The organism is Trichocoleus sp. ST-U2 (assembly GCF_039961875.1).
Classification (GTDB): Bacteria; Cyanobacteriota; Cyanobacteriia; order Cyanobacteriales; family FACHB-T130; genus FACHB-T130.
Genome location: NZ_JAMPJY010000009.1, coordinates 155,594 through 175,487 on the forward strand (window position 1 = coordinate 155,594; position 19,894 = coordinate 175,487).

The following is a 19,894-nucleotide window of genomic DNA, read 5'->3' on the forward strand; positions in this document are numbered from 1 at the left end:
AATGGCTATAGTAGTGAGCCTTTGAGCCTTCTGTTTCTCGCAGTCGAAACGTGCATCTATTGTAGTTTGACGCTGCGTTGACGAGTGCGAATCAGGAACAAGGCGATCGCTACCAACCCGATAATCGCAGACGGTTCGGGTACACTAGCGTTAAAACGATTGTTCTGTTGCCTCAGCTGCTCTTTTCCATCTTCAACCGAACGGTTAAAACGGTCTTTCTGAGCTTCCGCAATTTTAAGAGCCTGTCGTTGCTCGTCATTGACCAGTACAATCATGGACGAGTAAGGCGTGACAATTTTGTAAGTTTTAGCGATCGCATGAATGGCATCCAGTTGAGCAATCTGCTTTCCCTTTATCTGTTTGCTCAGCCCCAAAACCATTTGCCGCGCCGCCAGAGCTTCAAAACCTTTACTGTCGGGCTTTTGAGTTGTATCAGCACTCTGACTGTTCTCCGGGGCTTTTTCCAGAACCCAAGCATAGCCATCCACTACGCTGACGACAGATGACCCTAACGCTGCCTTCGTTGCCTGTCGCTGCAAAACTTCGGAAATTTTAGTACACACACCGCCACCACTGTCTTGAATGGCTTTAAGAGTTGCATCGTCGTAAGCAGGTGGCAGCGATCCTAGATGCACCATCCACAACGGTGCAGGCATTACTGGCACATCTTTACGATTGTCTGATAACTCGTAACCGCTTTCATCCGTCACCAATAAGATGCCGTCGTAAGACGTATTCCCTCGCAGTTGCGTAAACTGCCGCAGCATTTCCTTGGGTTGTATGCTGCCGTAGAATGTCATCTTCCTGGCATTGAAGCGACTGATATCATCGATGCGCTGCGGTTTTGCACCAGGGGACGCACTGATGTACAAATCAGCATCATTATTCGCGAAGATGTTGTCAGCAAAGCCGTGTTGTTCCAACCAGCTCAATGTTTCCGTCAGTTCTTTGGTGTGTACTGCCATACTCCGGGAAGCATCGACAATGACTGCAAACCGCTTCCCTTGGGGCATCAAGTAATTTTTTGCAGCTAACGGCTTGGCTAAGATTTGGTAGCCATCTGGCAAGTTAACCTGATGCAGACTTGGCTGATATTGCCCAGTTGCTGGTAAAAAAGGTTCCAACCATTCATCACCAACCCGTGCTAAAACTTCTCCATTGCGGATACGCTGGGTGTCCTGATTCCAAAAAATGTTACGCTTCTCGCCTAGCTGAGGTAACGCCCACCCCTTCTGTTGTCGCATGACTTTATAAGTCAGCCACAGATGCATTTCGGTTGGTCGATCTTCTGACTCCGCTTGTTCCTGCGGTGATAAACGGGGAGGAATGGGAAAGGCTCGCAAGCGATATTGAAGTGGCCCAACTTGCTCAAGTAAAGCTGGATCGACGGGACGCCAGCGCCTTACCTGTGAAGTATAAACTTTCTGAGCGGCACCGCGTGGCGAAACCTTAAAGGGGAAGCGCTTGGCTAAGTTCTCGCTGTCGCCCAGCCAAACTCCTGTAATTGCAGCGCTTTCTGGCAAAGAAAAGGAATAGAAAATTTCCTCAACATCAGTGGTTTTGTTGGCATATACTTCGTAGAGTTCCACATCTGCCCAATCGCCCTGTGGTTTAACGGTGACTTTTTGCGATCGCAACCACACCTTTTCCTGGTTAATATTCAGCAACCCTGCCTTTGCATCGTCCAAATTTCCACTAGATTGCAAAGCGTGTTGAATTGCTTGTCGTTCTGCTTTTTGAATTGGCTTGTCAAAAAACTGGGCGTACAGCTTTCCAGCTTTTTCCATATCTCTTAGGGAACCGTTGTATAAGAACGGCGACATCAAGTGATTGTAGCTGTCTTGGAAGAACTGGGAAAGCAGCTCTGGTAAGCCAAAAACGCTCTCATACATAACGCGGATATGATTGTTTTCTTCTGAAGTGCCAAGATACCGATAAGAAGAAAAGTAAGCGTTCAGGAGTCCATCCCGAATCAAGTCGGACTTGGCTACAAGTGCTGCCTTTTCGCTGTCTAATGGTGCTGGGTTCTCTAACAGTTTAAATGCCTGAATCTGAGGCTGGGCATTGAATGAGAGGCACAGAATCATCCAAGCAGTCACCACCGTCCCCGAACCAATAACAGTGCGGTTTCGCCCATGCTGAGCCGCAAAAGCACGTAAGATTCGCTGCCCAGATTGAATGTAGTAGCTTGCCAATATCCAAGGCATGAACAGGGATAGGATAACGCTTACGCAAAAGAGCATAAAAGAGACGGGCATCCACCAGTTTCCGGAAGCCCATATATACCCAAAGTCCCTTATCCACTGAAATTGGAAGAAGTTGTACACGAGAAAGGCGGCTGCGGGTGCGGCATAAAATAGCAGCAGCAACCCTAGGTACACACCAACCCCCGGCATCAGACTGTGAGCCATCATTTGCAACCATGCGATCGCTCGATGACGTTCTGCATAGCCGTATAGCACTTCGAGGTAAAAAGCAACCATACAAACGCCCACTGTGCCCAAAATCAAAGCGCTAGCGGGGGTGAGTTCCGCAAGCCGGAGGCGGAGTCCCTGTCTGAGGAAAAACAATAGTAGGCACAGGAGAAACAGGGGTGCTTCCACGCCATAAAACAAACGCATCAGCTGTAAAGGTTGCTTACGGAAACGCCGCAGTCCCAGCACCGTACAGATAATCGATATCACAATCAAAACTGCAAGGGTGATGAAAAATTCTCTTTCGATCGGACTATTCGACGCAGCCTTAACGATTTCACTTGTATAAGCAGGCCAATACCCAGCGCAGACAACCACCAAAAATGTAATATTACAGAACCAAAATATGCCGTGATATGTGGCATGAAGCAGATTCTTCATAATGCATGTATACCTAGAAACAAATTTTCGATTATTTAGAAAACGATTGAATAAACCATTGATAATTTTGGTTGTCAATCAACCCGAAATTAAATTCTCATTAGCCCTGATTTCTTCAACAGCGATTCTGAATATTTCGTAAACCTCTCTTCGTTTTATTTTTTTAGCGCCCTAAAGCGCTAACGCCCATGCTTTGCTAATGTGGTTCGTTAATTCTTCAATTCCTTATGTACGCTAATCCCAATTTGCAAAGATTCATTGAGTAAACAACTATATTCATCTACGCGATCGCTCAGGCTAAAGGACAGCAAGGAAGTGAGATTTTCTTCAAGGTTTGCAAATAATTCATAATGATTGCTCAGAAATTGACGATGTTTCCTCATGAGCATTTCCGCTTGTAAAGCGCTGCTCAAGGTTTCTTTAGTAATGCTCAAAGCTTGGATGACTTCTTTTCTAGTGCTGAGGTTATTACAGCGAGAGGGTGAACGACTTGCTGATTCTAGTTCATCGATGAGAGCGATCGCTTGAATTACGCGATTGTACTTATCGACTTTATCTAGTAACCTCGATAAAGATTTGACTTGTTTAACTTGTTGCCAAAAATAAGCATTCCAAATCAAGACACCCAACAGAGAAATACTAGAAATGATGATTAATAATCTGGTAACACCATCTGTATTTCCCGGTAAACTTCCAGCGTTGCGAAGTAAAATTAGACTTACTGGCATAACAAAAATTAAGACCAGCATGAGTATAAATAGTTCCGTCAGGAGAACTGATAGCATCTGCTTGGGATTTTTGAGGATAAACCCTCTATAAGCATCAATGGCTAGAGCAGTGCTAGGATCTAAATCAACCAAAGTCTCCAGATCTTCTTTTGTCATCTGTAAATTTTCTAAGTCAGCTTGCATATCAGTTGGTTCCTGTTACGTGCTTAACGAAGACCTAGTGCGTCAGAAACTATTTTCAAAAGATGAAAGTAAAAGTTACTTTCTAGAGGGCGAAATAGCTCGAAGGGGCTACCAGGATTGCCAAAAAAGGGTCTGAGCGTCCATCCTAGTTGGCTTCCGACAAAGCCATATAACACTAACCAGCCTCGAATCATCGCCGTGCGGTTACTTGGCTTGTCAGAATCTTTCTCGTTGATATATATCAGGCTTCGATAAAAAACATTAATCCCAATCAAACCTGTAATGGTAAAGACCAGTACATTCAAGAGTTTAAAAAATTGATAATCGTTAATGGAAAGACGAAAAAACAGGGTGATTGGTGCAAAACTGAAAAGCATTACCCCAATGATTGACATTGAAGCTAATAGTAAAACCAGGTATTGTCCAAAGCTGCGCCTAGAGCCTGAAATTACATCAAAGAAATATAAATTAGGTAAACAAACAGCTAGAGTGATTAAATATAAGGCTGGTAGCTTAATGGCTGAAGCAACCATTTGCAATCCGCCACTAAACGAGCCGATGATTGCTCCATAAAGTGCAAAAAAGACTGAACTACTAATTAACAAGGAAACAATTTTGGTTTCAATTCTTATCCCTTTACTAATCTCTTCCAGAAATTCCTGGCGATCGCGCAAAAAGTACATTAGGATTGCGAAGTGATTCATGACATCTTCTCCTATCAATTCAGGTATCGCTCTACGGATCTCTCAGGCACCTGCCTCAAAGTTGTGGGGATATACCCAAAATTTGTTACAAAACTTTACAAAAACCGTGAAGAGCGAAGATGGTTTGGATAGGCTGACCCGACAGCAAGAGGAGAGAATCTTACTTAATTCCCTGCTATGAACGAACGGGATGAGCGGCTAGGCAAACTAATTGAAGCAGTCCGTCAGCATCCATCTGGGAGCCTTAGCTGGCGAAAAGCGATGAATCAGCTGTTGATAGAAATTCAGCAATTGCCAGGATTGGCGAGATCCGCTCACCCGGATTACTTGGAAGCTTTGGATGATACATTGCTGAAATTGGCTGATGAAATACACGAATTTGAACCCAGACAGCCTTCTTTAGAGAAGAGTTTGGTGGCTTGGATTAACCTGAAATTACGCCTGAAATATGAAGTGCGCGACTTGCATTCCTCCCAGCAGACTCGCGCCAAAAATCCCAAGAATCCTCAAGCGGAATTTCAAGAACAACTGAGGAAACCACCCCTCTCGCTTGATGTGCCCTTGGGGGATGAGGGGAGCGAAACTTTTGGCGATCGCTTGGCGGCTTCAGTTCCCTGTACGCTTTTAGAAATAGAAGCACAAACCCGGCGAGAACAGGAACAGCGGAAAAATCAAAGAATTGGGGTTCAGCTAAAGCAATATATTGACCGAGATCCGGAAGGCAAACTTCGGCGTTGCCATCCCCAAGCTTATCCAGAGTGTAACTGCCAAATCCTCAGCCAGCGCTTGCTCTTAAAGTATCCACCCGACAAACTCGCTCTTGTAGCACGGGATCTCAACATTAATTACAACACCCTGAACTGGCATTGGAAAAACAAGGGAGTCCCGCTTCTCCAAGCGATCGCTAGAAGTTTGGGCTATCAACCAAATGTAGAAGAAGACTTATGAATAGCACCGCACCTGTTTCTCTTAACGTTCCCCTCAGCGACACCGCCCATCAGCTGGCGCGACAATTTGCACAAGAGCAAGCGACTCCTGAAAAAGGGGTACGGGTATATCTCAATACCCTGGCTGTGTGGGCGGTTCACCGCTATCTAAAATGGCTGAGATACGAGCCGGATCTCACCTCAAGCGACAGCTGGCATCCTGGTATGCGAGCCATGTTTGATGTGGCGGATCTGGTGTTGCCTAACTTAGGTAGATTAGAGTGCCGTCCCGTCCTGCCTGGGGAGACATCTGTTATGCTACCGCCAGAAGTGATGCAAGATCGAGTTGGCTATGTGGCAGTTCAGTTTGGATCGCGTTCTACTCCCACAGAACCAGTCTACTTGCAGGAAGCACAGCTGATTGGATTTGCTCCCGCTGTTGCTACTATCGATCCGCCAGAGGAACTGCAACTGGCTGACTTGCAATCTTTGGATGCACTGATGGAGTATCTAGATCAACTCGAATCGGCGCTGTCAGATGCACCCGACAAGACGCGATCGCAGCTAAACAACTGGTTACAAAATCTCTTCGAGTCTGGTTGGCAGACAGTTGAGCAAGTCTTGACGCCACAAACGCCCCTTTTAGCATTACGCAGATCGACTGTAAGACGGGCAAAGCAAATTGAGTTACAAACAAAAACAGTTGTTTTAATTGTCACCATCCAGCCAGAAAACCAGGAAAGGTTGGGCATTCATCTGCAACTTCGTTCTGTCAATCCACAAATGGCGCTGCCACCTCAACTGAAATTGATGGTACTTACAGAATCTGGGGAAGTGTTCCGAGAAATTATTGCTAGCAGGACTGATACCTTTATGCAATATGAGTTCAGCGGACAAGTGGGGGAACAATTTAGTATCAAAGTAGCGTTAGGAGATATTAGCATCACAGAAGCCTTTGTCATCTAGCAGGCAGCAATGGAAAAGTTAGTCATCTTGGATATCGATGGTGACTTGCATCAGGGAGCAATAGCAACGCTGGAAATTCGGGGAGAAGGCAACCATGCTGTTACCACCCGTGCCAAAGGTAAATTGCCCCCAGCAACTCAGTTCCTGGAACAATACGAACACTGGCAGTCTCTCTATCGCAGTTTGTCGTTCCTGTTTCGCTTGGAAGAAAGAGGGGGACAAATTACTCAGGGTTCTCCAAAAGATTTACTTGACGCTTGCCGCGAGTCTGCTCAGACCTTAGCAGATAGTTTGACAATCTGGCTCAAAGCTGAGTCTTTTCGCCCGATTCGAGAAAAATTACTCGAAAAATTATTACCAACCGATACAGTGCGGTTGATTCTGCAAATAGAAGACAACCAACTGCGACGACTCCCCTGGCATTTATGGGATTTTTTTGAGCGTTACCCCAAGGCAGAAGTAGCGCTGGGGGCAACAGCTTACGAACGGGTGGAAAATTTAGGGCAATTTCGGGAAAAGCCTAGAATTTTAGCGATTTTGGGCAACGGTAACGGTATTGATATTGAAGCAGACCGACAGTTGCTTTCAAGTTTTCTTTGTGATGCAGAAATTGTCTTTTTAGTCGAACCGCAACGCCGCCAGTTATATCAACAACTTTGGGACTCAGATGGGTGGGATATTTTATTTTTTGCTGGACATAGTTCTAGCCTTGCTTGTGGCGAAACGGGCGAGATTGAAATTAATGGTAGCGATCGCTTATCCATCACCGAGTTAACCTATGCTCTGAGAAGAGCAATAGAACGCGGCTTACAACTGGCAGTTTTCAATTCCTGCGATGGACTAGGCTTAGCACGTTCCCTTGAAAGCCTCCATATTCCCCAAATCGTTGTTATGCGGGAACCAGTCCCTGACTTGGTTGCTCAGGAATTTCTCAAGTCTTTTCTCACTGCTTTTTCTAGGGGCGAGTCTTTTTATACATCTGTGCGAGAAGCGCGAGAACATCTGCAAGCTTTAGAGGATCGATGTCCCTGCGCCAGTTGGTTGCCAGTAATATGCCAAAATCCCACGGCGGTGCCCATCATTTGGCAAGGATTACATGATAGAGGAAAAGGGTCTCTTGACGGGTACGAGCACGGCAGTGTTGTGCCCGTACAAACTGGGCAAGTTCCCTGTCCCTATCGGGGTTTGTCTGCATTTCAAGAAGCCGATGCACCGTTTTTCTTCGGTAGAGAAGCTTTCACTGAGAAACTGTTGAAAGCGGTATATAATCAGCCACTCGTCGCTGCGATTGGTCCTTCCGGTAGCGGCAAATCTTCCGCAGTATTTGCAGGCTTAATTCCACGTCTGCGTCAGATAGAAAACTGGCTAATTGTTAGCTTTCGTCCGGGGAATCGTCCTTTTTTAAAACTGGCAGAACAGCTAATTCCCCTATTAGAACCGCAGTTGCGTGAAACAGATCGTTTGGTTGAAATCAACAAACTAGCAACAGCAATTCAGCAGGGTGACTTGCCATTAATCGCTGTGTTAGAGCGAATTCTAGATAAAACTCCCACAACTGACCATCTGCTTTTATTTGCCGATCAGTTTGAGGAATTGTACGCGCTTTGTCAGGAAGCTGAAATCCGTCAACGCTTTCAAGATGAATTGTTAACTGCTGTCAACCAGATACCCAGTTTTACCCTAATTCTCACTTTACGAGCGGATTTCTGCGAATACGCCCTTTCTTACCATCCCTTTGCCTCTGCATTGCAGCGCTTCCCTCCAGAATTTTTAGGGCAAATGAGCCGCTTAGAACTGCAAGCAGCGATCGCAAAACCAGCCCAAAATTTAGGTGTACAGATCGAGGAAGGATTGCGATCGCGCATTTTAGATGCCGTTAGTTGCGAACCCGGTCAACTGCCCTTGCTGGAGTTTGCCCTAACCTTGCTGTGGGAACAACAACGCAATGGTATCCTCACTCATGCTGCCTATGATGCCATTGGCGGTGTCGAACAAGCACTCGCCAGTTATGCCGAACAGGTGTATGCAGCACTCAAACCGGAAGAACAGCAACAGGCAAAGCGTATCTTTCTCCAATTAGTGCATCCCGGTGAAGGCACCGCCGATACTCGTCGCATCGCCACCCGCACCGACGTAGGACAAGACAATTGGAACTTAGTTACGCGCCTAGCAGATGCACGTTTGGTTGTTAGCACACAAGATGAGGCAACCAGGGTTGAAACCGTCGAAATCGTCCATGAAGCACTAATTCGAGAGTGGCAACGCTTGCGCCAGTGGCTAGAAGATAACCGCAGCTTCCGGACTTGGCAGGAGCGATTGCGGATAGCTTTGCGACAATGGGATAGCCAGCAAGATGAGGGGGTACTGTGGCGAGGTGCGCCGTTATTAGAAGCTCAACATTGGTACGCCGAACGTTCAGCGGATCTGAGTTCAACGGAGCAAACTTTTATACAGGCAAGTTTGGCTCTGCAAGCACGAGAGCAGAGAGTACGCGATCGCCAACGAAGACAAGTTATCCTGGGACTCACGAGCGGTTTGATAGGACTAGGATTGCTAGTGGGAATTGCCACAAAGCAATGGCAGCGAGCCGAAACGGGTGAAATCGATGCCCAACTCAATGCTTTAAGTGCCTCCTCAGATGAACTCCTAGCCTCAAATAAAGAACTAGAAGCATTGCTGGAAAGTTTAAAGGCAGGTAGACAGCTACAACAATCTATCGAAGCCAAACCCGATACCCGCATTCGAGTGGTAACGGTTCTACAGCAAGCAGTCTATGGCGTCAGAGAGTATAACCGTCTGGAGGGACATCAAAGAACGGTCATTAGCCTCAGTTTTAGCCCGGATGGTCAAACCATCGCGTCTGCCAGTGATGACGGTACAGTTAAACTTTGGCAACGGGATGGCAGGCTGTTGACGACGCTGGAAGGACATCGAGACAAGGTAAAAAGCGTCAGCTTCAGTCCAGACAGCCAAATGGTGGCTTCTGCAAGTTATGACAAAACGGTGAAACTCTGGCACCGGGACGGTACACTCATAACTACTCTCAAAGGGCACGCTGGCAAAGTCAATAGCGTTGCTTTTAGCCCAGATGGTCAGTTTCTCGCCTCTGCCAGTGCGGATAAAACGGTGAAACTTTGGCGGCGGAACGGCAGCCTAATTGTCACCTTAAAGGGTCATCGCTCTTGGGTAACAAGTATTCACTTCAGCCCAGATAGCCAAACCTTAGCGACAGCTAGCACCGACAAAACAATTAGACTGTGGCACCGCAATGGTAAATTGCTAGGGATTTTAAAAGGGCACACCGCTTCAGTCAATAGCGTCAGTTTCAGCCCCGACGGTCAGACTTTGGCTTCTGCTAGTGCAGATACTACAGTGAAACTCTGGCGTCAGAATCGGAGTCTGGGAGGTTTTGAAACTCGTCCCTACAGAACTTTCACCGAACACAAGGATCTCGTTTGGGCGGTTAATTTTAGCCCAGACGGTCAAACTTTGGCTTCTGCCGGTGCGGACAAAACGGTGCAACTTTGGCGTCTGGATGGCACGCTTGTTTCTACTCTCAAAGGACACAGCGCTTCGATTTACAGTGTGAGTTTCAGCCCCGATGGTCAGAGTTTGGCTTCTGCCAGCGCCGATACTACAGTTAAACTTTGGCACCCTAACGCTGAGAAACTTCCCACTTTGCAGAAGCATGATTCTGAGGTGCGGGGTGTAAGTTTTAGCCCAGATGGTCAGACTTTGGTTTCTGCCAGCGCCGACAAAACAGTGAAGCTTTGGCATCAAGACGGGAAGCTGCTAAAAACTCTCAAAGGACACAATGGGGAGATTTCCAGCATCAGTTTTAGCCCAGATGGACAGACGTTTGCTTCAGCGAGTGCTGACAAAACGATAAAATTGTGGCACAAAGACGGCACGCTTCTGAAGACCTTCCAGGGACATACTGCTAGTGTCTTGAGTGTTCGTTTCAGTCCAGATGGTCAGACTTTAGCCTCAGCGAGTGCTGACAGAACTGTGAAACTCTGGAATCGGGATGGAACTCTGCTGGATACCTTAATCGGACATCAGGAATCGGTAACAAGCGTGAGTTTCAGCCCGGATGGACAGACTTTAGCTTCTGTGAGTGCTGACGAAACGGTGAAGCTTTGGCATAACGGAAGTTTGCTCAGCACTCTACCGGGACATAGTGCTGGTATCTTAGATGTCAGCTTCAGTCCCAATGGTAGTACCTTAGCTTCTGCCAGTGCTGATGGAATCGTAAAACTTTGGAGCAACGGTCAGTTGCTCAAAACCTTAACTGGGCATACCAATCGAGTCAATAGCATCAGCTTCAGCCCGAATGGTCAAACTCTAGCTTCTGCCAGTTCTGACGGAACGGTGAAACTCTGGAGCCTGAGTGGGAAATTGCTCAAAACCTTACGTGGGCATACTGATAGCGTTTTGGGGATAAGTTTTAGCCCAGATGGTCAAACAATCGCTTCAGCTAGTAGCGATCGCACAATTATTTTATGGAATTTGGATCTGGATGCCCTACTGGTTCTAAACTGTGCCTGGATGCGGGACTATCTGCAAACACAAAGCCTGTCGATTTGCCAGTAAAGTTGCACAAAATCCAGGTTAATTGCGATCGCGATATCTGCCTCTTTGTTGCTTCCAAATTCCTCTGGCTTAAAACTAGCGGTTCCCCAACTGAATACACCGAAATGCCAGACCCTCTCAAACTGACACAAGATTAATGACCTCAGACAGCACTTATCTACTAATCAAGAATTTCGCAATTGGAGAATCTACGACTATAGCCAAGAATTGCTCCTCATTCCCAGAATCTTGCATTACTACAGGTGCCAGTCATGCCGTTCAAAGTTGAAGTAGTTCCACACAATCTACAGTGGCGAGATGCGTTCAGGCTGAGTCGCAGCAAGTTGCCGATGCAATGGGTGAAAATATGGTTGCAATACATCATATTGGTAGCACGGCAATTCCTAATATTTACGCAAAGCCCATTATTGATCTGTTGGTTGAAGTGAAAGATATTTCTCGTGTAGATGAGCAGAGTGCAGCAATGGAGTCACTGGGTTATGAAGTGATGGGTGAATATGGAATTCCCGGTCGGCGATTCTTCCTTAAGAATAGCCAAGCAGGTATCAGAACACATCACATTCACACATTCGAGATTGGTTCAGCACAGGTAAAGCGTCACTTAGCATTTCGAGATTACATGATTGCTCATCCTGACGATGCACAGCAATACAGTAACCTTAAGCGGAAATTAGCCGAGATGTATCCCGATGATATAGAGGGATATATGGAGGGGAAAGACGACTTTATCAAAACCATTGACCGAAAAGCAGCAGGGTGGCGTGTGTCTTCAGTAAATGAGTAACAGTGTCCCTATCCAGGCTTATATTTTGTTCGCGAGGAGAAACCTCTATGAAATCCCATATTGCGATCGCTGAATTTAGCTGTTAGGTATCCAGTAAACCATCAGAGAGTTACGAACATGACAGAGAAGAAATCTTTGATTTTGCGGCGTCAACAAATAGAAGACAATATGCAAACATTCTCACACCCCTGGAATCCGAAATCCGAAATTTCAGGGACACAAATGGGGCGTTTGCTCGGACTAAAGCGCACCGGAGTCAACTTTGCAAAAGTCCCTCCCGGAAAGGAATCCTTTGTCTATCATTCCCACTACCGCGAGGAAGAATGGATTTACATTCTATCGGGCTGCGGAATTGCGGAAATTGACGGGGAAGAATTTGAGGTTAGTGCAGGAGACTTCATGGCATTCCCAACTCCTTCAGTCGCTCATCATCTGAGGAATGCAGGCGATGAAGACTTAGTTTACCTAATGGGAGGAGAAAACATCGATATAGAAATTGCCGATTTTCCGCATCTTGGAAAACGCATGTTTCGCCGTGAAGATGCTATTGAAATCTTTGACTTAGAAGATGCTAAACCGTTTGGATCATTAGACACCGAATAACGATGAGTTGCGTACTCGAAACAAGTAGATTACAGCTTCGACCCTGCCAGATCGAGGATATTCAACTCATTCACACGCTTTGGACGAGCGATCGCGTCCGGTCTTTCTTATTCGACAACCGGGTAATCTCGTCTGACGAGGCAGAATCTTTCGTTGAGGACAGCATCGCGAACTTTGAACAGCATGGGTACGGACTCTGGCTAATCTTTATGCGCGACCTTGAATATCTTGTTGGCTTTGCTGGCTTCTTGCCTTCAGAGGAAGGGACTCCCAGTTTAATCTACGGAGTTCATCCCGATCGCTGGGGATATGGTTACGCAACAGAAGCAGCTAGCGCTGTATTGGGTTATGCTCTGGACACGCTTTCCCTTCCCAAGGTGAGGGCGGATGTGGACGAACCAAACATTGCGTCTGTGCGGGTGCTTGAGAAGCTAGGGATGAGGCAAACGGGACGGGAAGTCGTCAACGAGCATCCTCTTCTTTACTTTGAAAAATTACGATCGCTTTAAGCAGTGCAGAAATTCATCGCGATCGCAAACTACGATCTGCAATGTCTGCTTGTCACCCAATCGGGTGAGGTGTTCTTTCCGCAAGTTTTTGTAGTATGCCTGTAGTGAAGCGCAACTTAAATTTCCGGAATTACGGCAACGTAGGCATCTCAGCTAATTTTATGATTACTTTAACAATGCGTCCTTATGCAGGGGAAGCGGATTTAGAAGCGATCGCTCACCTGATCAATTCCTGCGAAGCGGTCGATAAACTTGACGAAGGCATATCTGTCTCTGAACTGCGACAGGAATTTAAAGCACCTTCATTAGACAAAGCACGCGATCTTTGCCTCTGGGAAAACTCTGACGGTAAGCTGATTGGCTTCGGACGAATGTGGATTCCCCCTGATGGCGAAATCATCGAAGGCTACATTGGTTTCCACGTCCACCCAAGCGATCGAGGCGGTTATCTGGAAAAACAGATCGTCGCCTGGGGTGAGGAACGGATGCGCGAAGTTAGCAAAGAACGCTGCATGAGTGTTAAGCTGCGCTCTGGCGCTCGCGAAGACCAAGCCGAACGCATTGCTTTCTTAGAAAGTTGCGGTTTCACTGCCGATCGGTACTTTTTCACCATGAGGCGATCGCTGGATGAACCAATACCACAACCGCAGTTTCCAGCAGGTTTCACCATTCGCCAAGTAGAAGTTGAACAAGACGCAGAAGCGTGGGTGGAGATGTTTAACCAATCGTTTATCGACCATTGGAATCATCACCCTTTAACTGTGGAGATGCTTAAGTATTATCTAAGCGACCGGGATTACAAGCCGGAATTAAACTTGATTGCGATCGCTCCTGATGGGACTTTTGCTGCTTTTTGCCACAGCAGGATCTATACAGAGGAAAATGCACGCAGCGATCGCAAGGAAGGCTGGATTGCTGTACTAGGAACGCGGCGCGGCTTCCGTAAGATTGGGCTGGGACGAGCTATGTTACTAAGCGGGATGCATCGTTTGAAGGCTGCTGGCGTAGAGACAGCCAAGCTTGGCGTCGATGCTCAAAATCCTTCAGGTGCGCTGCGACTCTACGAATCTGTTGGGTATGCCACACTTCACACCCGCATTTTCTACGTCAAGGATGTGTAGTTGGACTCTTGCTAAAAAATCTTGCTGCCGAACTCTTGACAAGTTTTGTAGTATTTATGTAGTATAAATTTAGTGAAGCAAGAGAACCACAAGTTCACACATCATCTTGCTTCCAACTTTAAGGAGGTGTTCAAAATGGTTCACATTCGTTTTGAAGGTCGTTCTTACGACATTGAAGAAAAGCAACTAGGTGTAACGGATGGCATGAACGACAAATCCGTTAAGGAACGCCTTGCACAGCATTTTGATGTTAGAAGCGATCGCTTCCAATCCTACGTTGTCGATCGCCGTCCCAGTGGGGATTTAATTGTACGTCCAGAAGCAGTTTACGGCTAAATAATTTTGAATGTAGAATTATAAAATTAAATTCAACACCTAAAATTCAAAATTATTCAAGCCCCGCGCCCCGACAGAAAAAGCATACACACTATTGATAACGATCCTAAGGTAGTGAAGTTCGGGCGACCGAACTAGCGAAGCATTCTAAATCTCTCGTCAGATACGGTTTGCGCGTCCACTGCTAAGCATTGCTTAGTAAGAACGGTCGTAAATTGTAATAAAGCTTTTTCAACTTGCACGGGGTCACCTTCAAAGCTTTTTCCCGCGCCCTAATTTGTGAAGCTTACACACATTCCCGCTTCGGTCGGGGAGGTAGTGGGTTCGACTCCCACCGACTGCTTCTTAATGCAGTCGTAGCTCAACGGATAGAGCGCCAAGTGATAACAGCTTTGCTGACTTGCGCGGGATAAAAATCAATTTTCTTGTTGATTTAATCTGAAAACAATGGCACGCGCCCCGATGTAAGAAGCATACAAACTGGTAACGTTCGGGAAACCGAATTGTAGGTTCGATTCCTACCCTCTCCGCTGCATGGAGAGGTGTCAAAAAAGCTTTTTAAACTTGCGCGTAGCTAGTACTCTTTATCCCAACTGGAAATAAAAAATAAAGCTTCCACTTCGTACCCAAACTTAAAAAGCTTACATACTAGCTCTGTGATAGAGCAATCGACTATTAATCGATAGGTCGGGTTAAACTCCCGTTAACTATAGCTTTCTTAACTTGTACGAAGTGACAATTTTTTCCAAAACAGATTGCAAACTAAATAGTGCATTTTATGGATACTCAGCTTTAAATTTTGTGTTCCGCGCCCTAACCTGAAAAGCATACACACATCCGCCTGATAAGCGGGAGATGTAGGTTCAATTCCTACCGCTGCCATTATTTGGCAGTGTAGAGTAACGGTAACTCTCCAGTGAATAGCTTTTTTAACTTGCGCGGAACACCCAATACTTTCGAGACTGCAATAATCGCTTCGCGCCCTAATAGATAAAGCTTACATACTAGCTCAGTTGGTTAGAGCACTTGACTCATAATCAAGCCGTGACGGGTTCAATTCCCGTGTATATTCAAACAGCTTTTTCGACTTGCGCGGAGCAATCTAAATACGAATAAATTTATCGTTATTTTTGATATTTACTGGAGGGTTTTCCAATGTTATGCAGTTCTTCCCTAATTACAACAAACCTAGCCATAACTGAATGGCAATTCATCAAAATTAATAGATATTTAGGGACGATACTAAGTAATGAGCGAACACCGTTTGGGAGAAATTGTCATTGAACGTCCTCGTGGAGGCATGAGGATAAGTGTAAAAAAGCTTAAAGGCTATAAAAAAGCTCTGCAAAAGATTACTAATGAGGCAAGTAAAGATGGGTTACTGAGTCCTTATTTAATCAAGACAAGAAAACGCACAAAGTACTTTTCAGACCATCTAGGTCCATTACGTCGCTGGTTGCGTTCTAAAGTGGGCGAATCTTGGGATAATGTTTACAGCGAATTATGCCAGCAGCTTGAAACGAGAACGTTATCAGGACAACATATTCTCTCCCATGTATGGGGTTTTGTGGAAAAGGATGTTGAACTAATTGATGGAGTTCCTTATTCTACTAAATCGTGCAAGTATTTACCCAGAAACCCGCTGAATTATTGGAGAGAGCAACTTTATATACATCCCGATACTAAAGTTCTCTGCCTAGCTAAGAAAGCACCCAATAAACCTCCCGAAAAGCCAGACAATCTAGTAGTTGTTAATGACTGCCTAGAATATCATAAAATTAACAATTTGTGGTATGCAATAAAGCTTCAAAATACACCACCAGCAAAGCCAGTAACAGATATTGTCTTAAAAGAAATTGCTGACGGTTGGAGTGTACGGGAGAAGCAAGGTAGAAGAATCTACAGAAAAAGTTACGCTGTCGATAAACGTCAGTGTAACAAGAAGGAAATAAAGTTCATTATGCAGCAGCTTGCAAATAGTTAAACTTCTCATTCCGCGCCCTGATAGAAAAAGCTTACATACTAGCCGAATTGGTACAGGCGCTTGATTTAAGCTCAAGATTATGCAGGTTCAACCCCTGCGTATGAAACAACAGCTTTCTCGACTTGCGTGGAATGATAATATTTCATTTTTTATTATGAGGAGGAGTATAAAGATGTCTGTAAAAACAATTGAGATTTTAGAGCAATTAAAATCTTTAACACTAACCGAAGCGGCAGAATTAGTTAAGCAAGTTGAAGATACTTTTCGAGTTGATGCTTCGCCTCGCCAGCGGACAAGTATTATTGAAATAATCGAGGAAAAAGGTGAAGAGCTTTCTGTACAAACTGAGTTTGATGTAGTTCTGGAGGAAGTTCCTGCTGATAAGAAGATTGCAATCCTCAAAGTTGTACGGACTTTGACTAATTTGGATCTGAAGTCAGCAAAAGATTTTGTTGAGTCAGCGCCGAAAGTGGTGAAAGAAGCGATCGCACTCTCCGACGCAGAAGAAATCAAGCAACAGCTAGAAGCAGCAGGCGCTAAAGTTTCTCTCAAGTAGTTTGCACTCTCGCAGTTGTGAAATATCAGTCACTCAGTGAGATAGAAAGTCTAATTGCGGCATTCGAGAATTGCACCTTGCCACGAGACGAGTGGAATCATCGCGCACATTTAACAGTTGCACTATGGTATCTCACTCGTTACTCGAAGGCAGAAGCGACGAATTGCATACGCGATCGCATCCAGCGTTACAACTTGACTAATGGGATTAAAACTACTAAAAACAGTGGCTATCACGAAACGATGACACTGTTTTGGATTCGGATTGTTAGTCACTATCTATCGGTTGCAGATCGAACTCGCTCTATCGTATATCTTGCCAACGAACTTATCGATAGTTACGCAGATAAAAATCTTCCTCTGACATACTACAACCGCGATCGCTTAATGTCTTGGCAAGCTCGAATAACTTGGCTTGAACCGGATTTGAAACCTTTAGATTAGCAGGGATGACAGTCTCTTGCTTGGCAAATTATAATGGCAGTTGTCGCCGCGCCCCAACAGAAAAAGCTTACATACCCTTTTAAGGTAAAAAAACAGCTTTCTCGACTTGCGCGGCACCAAATTACTTGCGTGCGACATCTGCCTCCTCAACACTTCAAGATGCAATGGAGGTAGTTGCAATGAATACGCTAGAACTCGACTTGCGTTTAGAAATTCTCAATAGTCTGCTGACTACGCCACACCGGGAACTCGGTAAGGTAGCAGAAGTGCATAAGATGATGGTCGAACTTGACCCCATCTTTTACGGACACCTGGCTGTATGGTATCAGCGTCACGGGGATGTCCGCGACCACAAGGAAGTTTTTGTTGGTAATTTGCTGACTAGCAGCTTGAACGAACATCGGGGTGCGGGTTTCATGATGTTACAAGAGTTTCCGCCTTACCAGGTGGCGCGAATTGTAGACTTTATGAAGCAGCATCAGCAAAAGTTACCGCGTTCGGCGCGGACTGCGGTACGGCGATATTTGCAGGAACGGGAAAAGAATGCTGCATTTTTCGATCGCGCTGCGGTGCGGGGACGCAAGGCGATGAAGCATCTGTATGCAAGTTTGCACATTAAGCCAAGCGATCGCGCTAACGCCGTACTATTCAAAGATGCACCGCCTGAAGATAGTCTTGCGTTTGCACTCAAGCAGCTTGCAAAAGCAGAGACACCACAAGCACAAGCACAACTGATTGCAGAACACAAAATTCCCTACACTGTCGCTATTGGTGCGGTGAAGGAAGTGACGCCAGAAGTGCTGATGGCGCTAGTTAACGCCATGTCACCGCAGGAGGTAATTAACAACCTCAAGTCACTCCAAGCGCGAGGTGCGATGGAAAACGCTGAGGTGAAGGTGTTGATTGATGCAAAACTGACAGAAGCTGCAACAAGCGATCGCGTCTCTGCATTCAAGGCGATGAAAGCGGCGGGTGTTGCCAATGTCGATGATGCAACTGTGGCGCAGCTAGAGCAAGTTGTCAACGAACAGGTGAAAAAGCGGGGTAAGATTACCAAGTCTACTGCCTTGTTTGTAGACAAAAGCAGCAGCATGACTGAAGCGCTGGAAGTCGGAAAGCAAATTGCAGCTTTGATTTCTGGCATCAGCGAAGGTAACTTATTTGTTTATGCCTTCGACACCAAAGCTGTTGAAGTAAAAGCACAAGGTAAAGCGCTGTCAGATTGGGAGAAAGCTTTCCAGAAATTGTTTCCGGATGGTTGCACTAGCATTGGTGCATCACTGGAAAAGATGCGGCAAAACAAACAGTCGGCAGAACAAATCATCATCGTTACCGATGAAGGCGAAAACAACGCTCCTTACTTCAACACAGTTTATCCCCGATACTGCGAAGAATTGAAGGTAGTGCCGAATGTAATTATTGTCAAAGTCGGTAACTATAGCAACCACTTAGAGAAGCAGTTGCAACAGTCTCAAGTATCGCTGGAGACATTCACCTTCGCAGGTGATTACTACTCACTGCCAAACTTGGTGCCATTATTGTCTCGTCCATCTCGACTTGAATTGTTGATGGAAATTCTAGAGACACCGTTACCAGTGCGAGTTGATAACTAGATAGGCTCACTTGTGGCTCAATCGAAGCATAGAAAGCCTAACCCCTAACCCCCTCCTTTTGTAAGAAAGGGGAAGAAAAAAGCCCCTCTCCTGCGAGGAGAGGGGTTGGAGAGAGGTCAACAAAATTATTAGTCAACGAGGAATCTAACATGGTGGAAATAACTGCAAAAACCGTCAAAGAACTGCGCGTACAAACAGGTGCAGGCATGATGAATTGTAAGAAGGCGCTGGATGAAACCAATGGTGATATGACCAAAGCGATCGCATGGTTGCGCCAAAAAAGTATGAGTAGAACATGCGGCGGAAGCCATCGTATTTCCGCAGAAGGAATTATTGACAGCTACATTCATACTGGCGGTAAAGTTGGCGTGCTAGTAGAAGTAAACTGCGAAACTGATTTCGTAAGTCGCAGTGAAGTATTTCAAACCCTGGTGCGGAACATCGCCATGCAAATTGCCGCTTGTCCGAATGTGGAGTATGTAAAGGTAGCAGACATTCCGGCTGAAATTGTTGCGAAAGAAACAGAAATCGAAAGGGGACGCGATGACTTGGCTCGCAAACCAGCAAACATCAAAGAAAAAATTCTTCAAGGACGAATTGGAAAACGCCTGAAAGAAATGTCTTTGATGGATCAGCCTTACATTCGCGACCAAAGTATCGTGGTGGAAGAACTGGTGAAGCAAAGCGTAGCTCAACTGCGTGAAAATATCCAAGTGCGTCGTTTTGTCCGCTTTGAGTTAAGTGAAGGCATTGAAAAGCCTGAAAGCAACTTTGCCGAAGAAGTCGCTGCACAAATGGGCGGCAGGGAATAAAGGCTTGGCGAATAGAATTCGCGGCTACACAAACAAAGTCCGCCTGCGCGGACTATCGGAAAATTGAGAATATTGAAACCCGCGAAGGCGGGTTTAGCCTGTGTAGCTGCGGTTTCAACCGCCCACTCTATTTGCTTATAAATTTGATGGGGAATTTTCGTAAGATAAGCCAGCGTAA

Annotated in this window: 15 protein-coding genes, 2 tRNA genes and 1 pseudogene; 15 read left to right on the forward strand and 3 right to left on the reverse strand. The window is 45.8% G+C overall.

Annotation, left to right across the window (positions count from 1 at the left end):
* Window positions 1-56 precede the first annotated feature (56 nt).
* From NC996_RS08800 to NC996_RS08810, 3 genes are all read right to left on the reverse strand, one after another.
* Complete coding sequence (locus tag NC996_RS08800) at window positions 57-2,855, reverse strand: TIGR02921 family PEP-CTERM protein (protein WP_190688019.1); 2,799 nt, start codon at window positions 2,853-2,855, stop codon at window positions 57-59.
* A gap of 209 nt (window positions 2,856-3,064) precedes the next feature.
* The gene (locus tag NC996_RS08805; protein WP_190688022.1) at window positions 3,065-3,739 is read right to left on the reverse strand and encodes a hypothetical protein; all 675 of its coding nucleotides are present in this window, start codon (window positions 3,737-3,739) and stop codon (window positions 3,065-3,067) included.
* A 50-nt stretch (window positions 3,740-3,789) separates the two neighbouring features.
* Window positions 3,790-4,470: an actin-binding WH2 domain-containing protein gene (locus NC996_RS08810; protein WP_190437145.1), complete on the reverse strand. Its 681-nt coding sequence runs from the start codon at window positions 4,468-4,470 to the stop codon at window positions 3,790-3,792.
* 177 nt (window positions 4,471-4,647) lie between these two features.
* Here NC996_RS08810 and NC996_RS08815 point away from each other — a divergent pair, with 177 nt between their 5' ends.
* From NC996_RS08815 to NC996_RS08885, 15 genes and pseudogenes are all read left to right on the forward strand, one after another.
* A complete protein-coding gene (locus tag NC996_RS08815) occupies window positions 4,648-5,418 on the forward strand; it encodes a hypothetical protein (RefSeq protein WP_190412545.1) in 771 nt (256 codons plus the stop codon).
* The gene (locus tag NC996_RS08820) at window positions 5,415-6,362 is read left to right on the forward strand and encodes a DUF1822 family protein (RefSeq protein WP_190688025.1); all 948 of its coding nucleotides are present in this window, start codon (window positions 5,415-5,417) and stop codon (window positions 6,360-6,362) included. Before NC996_RS08815 ends, NC996_RS08820 begins: the two co-directional genes overlap by 4 nt.
* A gap of 9 nt (window positions 6,363-6,371) precedes the next feature.
* Window positions 6,372-10,955, forward strand: coding sequence for a CHAT domain-containing protein (locus NC996_RS08825; RefSeq protein WP_190688028.1), 4,584 nt, complete (start codon window positions 6,372-6,374; stop codon window positions 10,953-10,955).
* A 251-nt stretch (window positions 10,956-11,206) separates the two neighbouring features.
* A pseudogene (locus tag NC996_RS08830) lies at window positions 11,207-11,739 on the forward strand (GrpB family protein).
* Window positions 11,740-11,856: 117 nt separating this feature from the next.
* Complete coding sequence (locus tag NC996_RS08835; RefSeq protein ID WP_190688030.1) at window positions 11,857-12,342, forward strand: cupin domain-containing protein; 486 nt, start codon at window positions 11,857-11,859, stop codon at window positions 12,340-12,342.
* 2 nt (window positions 12,343-12,344) lie between these two features.
* Window positions 12,345-12,851, forward strand: a complete 507-nt coding sequence (locus NC996_RS08840) for a GNAT family N-acetyltransferase (protein WP_190688033.1) — start codon at window positions 12,345-12,347, stop codon at window positions 12,849-12,851.
* Between the two features lie 161 nt (window positions 12,852-13,012).
* On the forward strand, window positions 13,013-13,972 hold the full coding sequence (locus tag NC996_RS08845; RefSeq protein WP_190688036.1) for a GNAT family N-acetyltransferase: 960 nt from the start codon (window positions 13,013-13,015) through the stop codon (window positions 13,970-13,972).
* A 135-nt stretch (window positions 13,973-14,107) separates the two neighbouring features.
* Window positions 14,108-14,308: a hypothetical protein gene (locus tag NC996_RS08850; RefSeq protein WP_190428392.1), complete on the forward strand. Its 201-nt coding sequence runs from the start codon at window positions 14,108-14,110 to the stop codon at window positions 14,306-14,308.
* Between the two features lie 1,003 nt (window positions 14,309-15,311).
* A tRNA-Met gene (locus NC996_RS08855) sits at window positions 15,312-15,378 on the forward strand.
* A 179-nt stretch (window positions 15,379-15,557) separates the two neighbouring features.
* Entirely contained in the window at window positions 15,558-16,292 is a 735-nt protein-coding gene (locus tag NC996_RS08860) for a hypothetical protein (protein ID WP_190412538.1), read from the forward strand.
* A gap of 31 nt (window positions 16,293-16,323) precedes the next feature.
* Window positions 16,324-16,398 (forward strand) — tRNA-Leu (locus NC996_RS08865).
* Between the two features lie 66 nt (window positions 16,399-16,464).
* Window positions 16,465-16,848, forward strand: a complete 384-nt coding sequence (rplL, locus tag NC996_RS08870) for a 50S ribosomal protein L7/L12 (protein WP_190688039.1) — start codon at window positions 16,465-16,467, stop codon at window positions 16,846-16,848.
* Between the two features lie 17 nt (window positions 16,849-16,865).
* The gene (locus NC996_RS08875) at window positions 16,866-17,291 is read left to right on the forward strand and encodes a hypothetical protein (protein WP_190688040.1); all 426 of its coding nucleotides are present in this window, start codon (window positions 16,866-16,868) and stop codon (window positions 17,289-17,291) included.
* A gap of 179 nt (window positions 17,292-17,470) precedes the next feature.
* On the forward strand, window positions 17,471-18,904 hold the full coding sequence (locus NC996_RS08880; RefSeq protein WP_190688043.1) for a hypothetical protein: 1,434 nt from the start codon (window positions 17,471-17,473) through the stop codon (window positions 18,902-18,904).
* A gap of 149 nt (window positions 18,905-19,053) precedes the next feature.
* The gene (locus NC996_RS08885; RefSeq protein ID WP_190688046.1) at window positions 19,054-19,716 is read left to right on the forward strand and encodes a translation elongation factor Ts; all 663 of its coding nucleotides are present in this window, start codon (window positions 19,054-19,056) and stop codon (window positions 19,714-19,716) included.
* Window positions 19,717-19,894 lie beyond the last annotated feature (178 nt).

Coding starts and splice junctions, on each gene's coding strand:
- NC996_RS08800 (WP_190688019.1), bottom strand. CDS start 2,855: ATGAAGAATCTGCTTCATGCCACATATCACGGCATATTTTGGTTCTGT.
- NC996_RS08805 (WP_190688022.1), bottom strand. CDS start 3,739: ATGACAAAAGAAGATCTGGAGACTTTGGTTGATTTAGATCCTAGCACT.
- NC996_RS08810 (WP_190437145.1), bottom strand. CDS start 4,470: ATGAATCACTTCGCAATCCTAATGTACTTTTTGCGCGATCGCCAGGAA.
- NC996_RS08815 (WP_190412545.1), top strand. CDS start 4,648: ATGAACGAACGGGATGAGCGGCTAGGCAAACTAATTGAAGCAGTCCGT.
- NC996_RS08820 (WP_190688025.1), top strand. CDS start 5,415: ATGAATAGCACCGCACCTGTTTCTCTTAACGTTCCCCTCAGCGACACC.
- NC996_RS08825 (WP_190688028.1), top strand. CDS start 6,372: ATGGAAAAGTTAGTCATCTTGGATATCGATGGTGACTTGCATCAGGGA.
- NC996_RS08835 (WP_190688030.1), top strand. CDS start 11,857: ATGACAGAGAAGAAATCTTTGATTTTGCGGCGTCAACAAATAGAAGAC.
- NC996_RS08840 (WP_190688033.1), top strand. CDS start 12,345: ATGAGTTGCGTACTCGAAACAAGTAGATTACAGCTTCGACCCTGCCAG.
- NC996_RS08845 (WP_190688036.1), top strand. CDS start 13,013: ATGATTACTTTAACAATGCGTCCTTATGCAGGGGAAGCGGATTTAGAA.
- NC996_RS08850 (WP_190428392.1), top strand. CDS start 14,108: ATGGTTCACATTCGTTTTGAAGGTCGTTCTTACGACATTGAAGAAAAG.
- NC996_RS08860 (WP_190412538.1), top strand. CDS start 15,558: ATGAGCGAACACCGTTTGGGAGAAATTGTCATTGAACGTCCTCGTGGA.
- rplL (WP_190688039.1), top strand. CDS start 16,465: ATGTCTGTAAAAACAATTGAGATTTTAGAGCAATTAAAATCTTTAACA.
- NC996_RS08880 (WP_190688043.1), top strand. CDS start 17,471: ATGAATACGCTAGAACTCGACTTGCGTTTAGAAATTCTCAATAGTCTG.
- NC996_RS08885 (WP_190688046.1), top strand. CDS start 19,054: ATGGTGGAAATAACTGCAAAAACCGTCAAAGAACTGCGCGTACAAACA.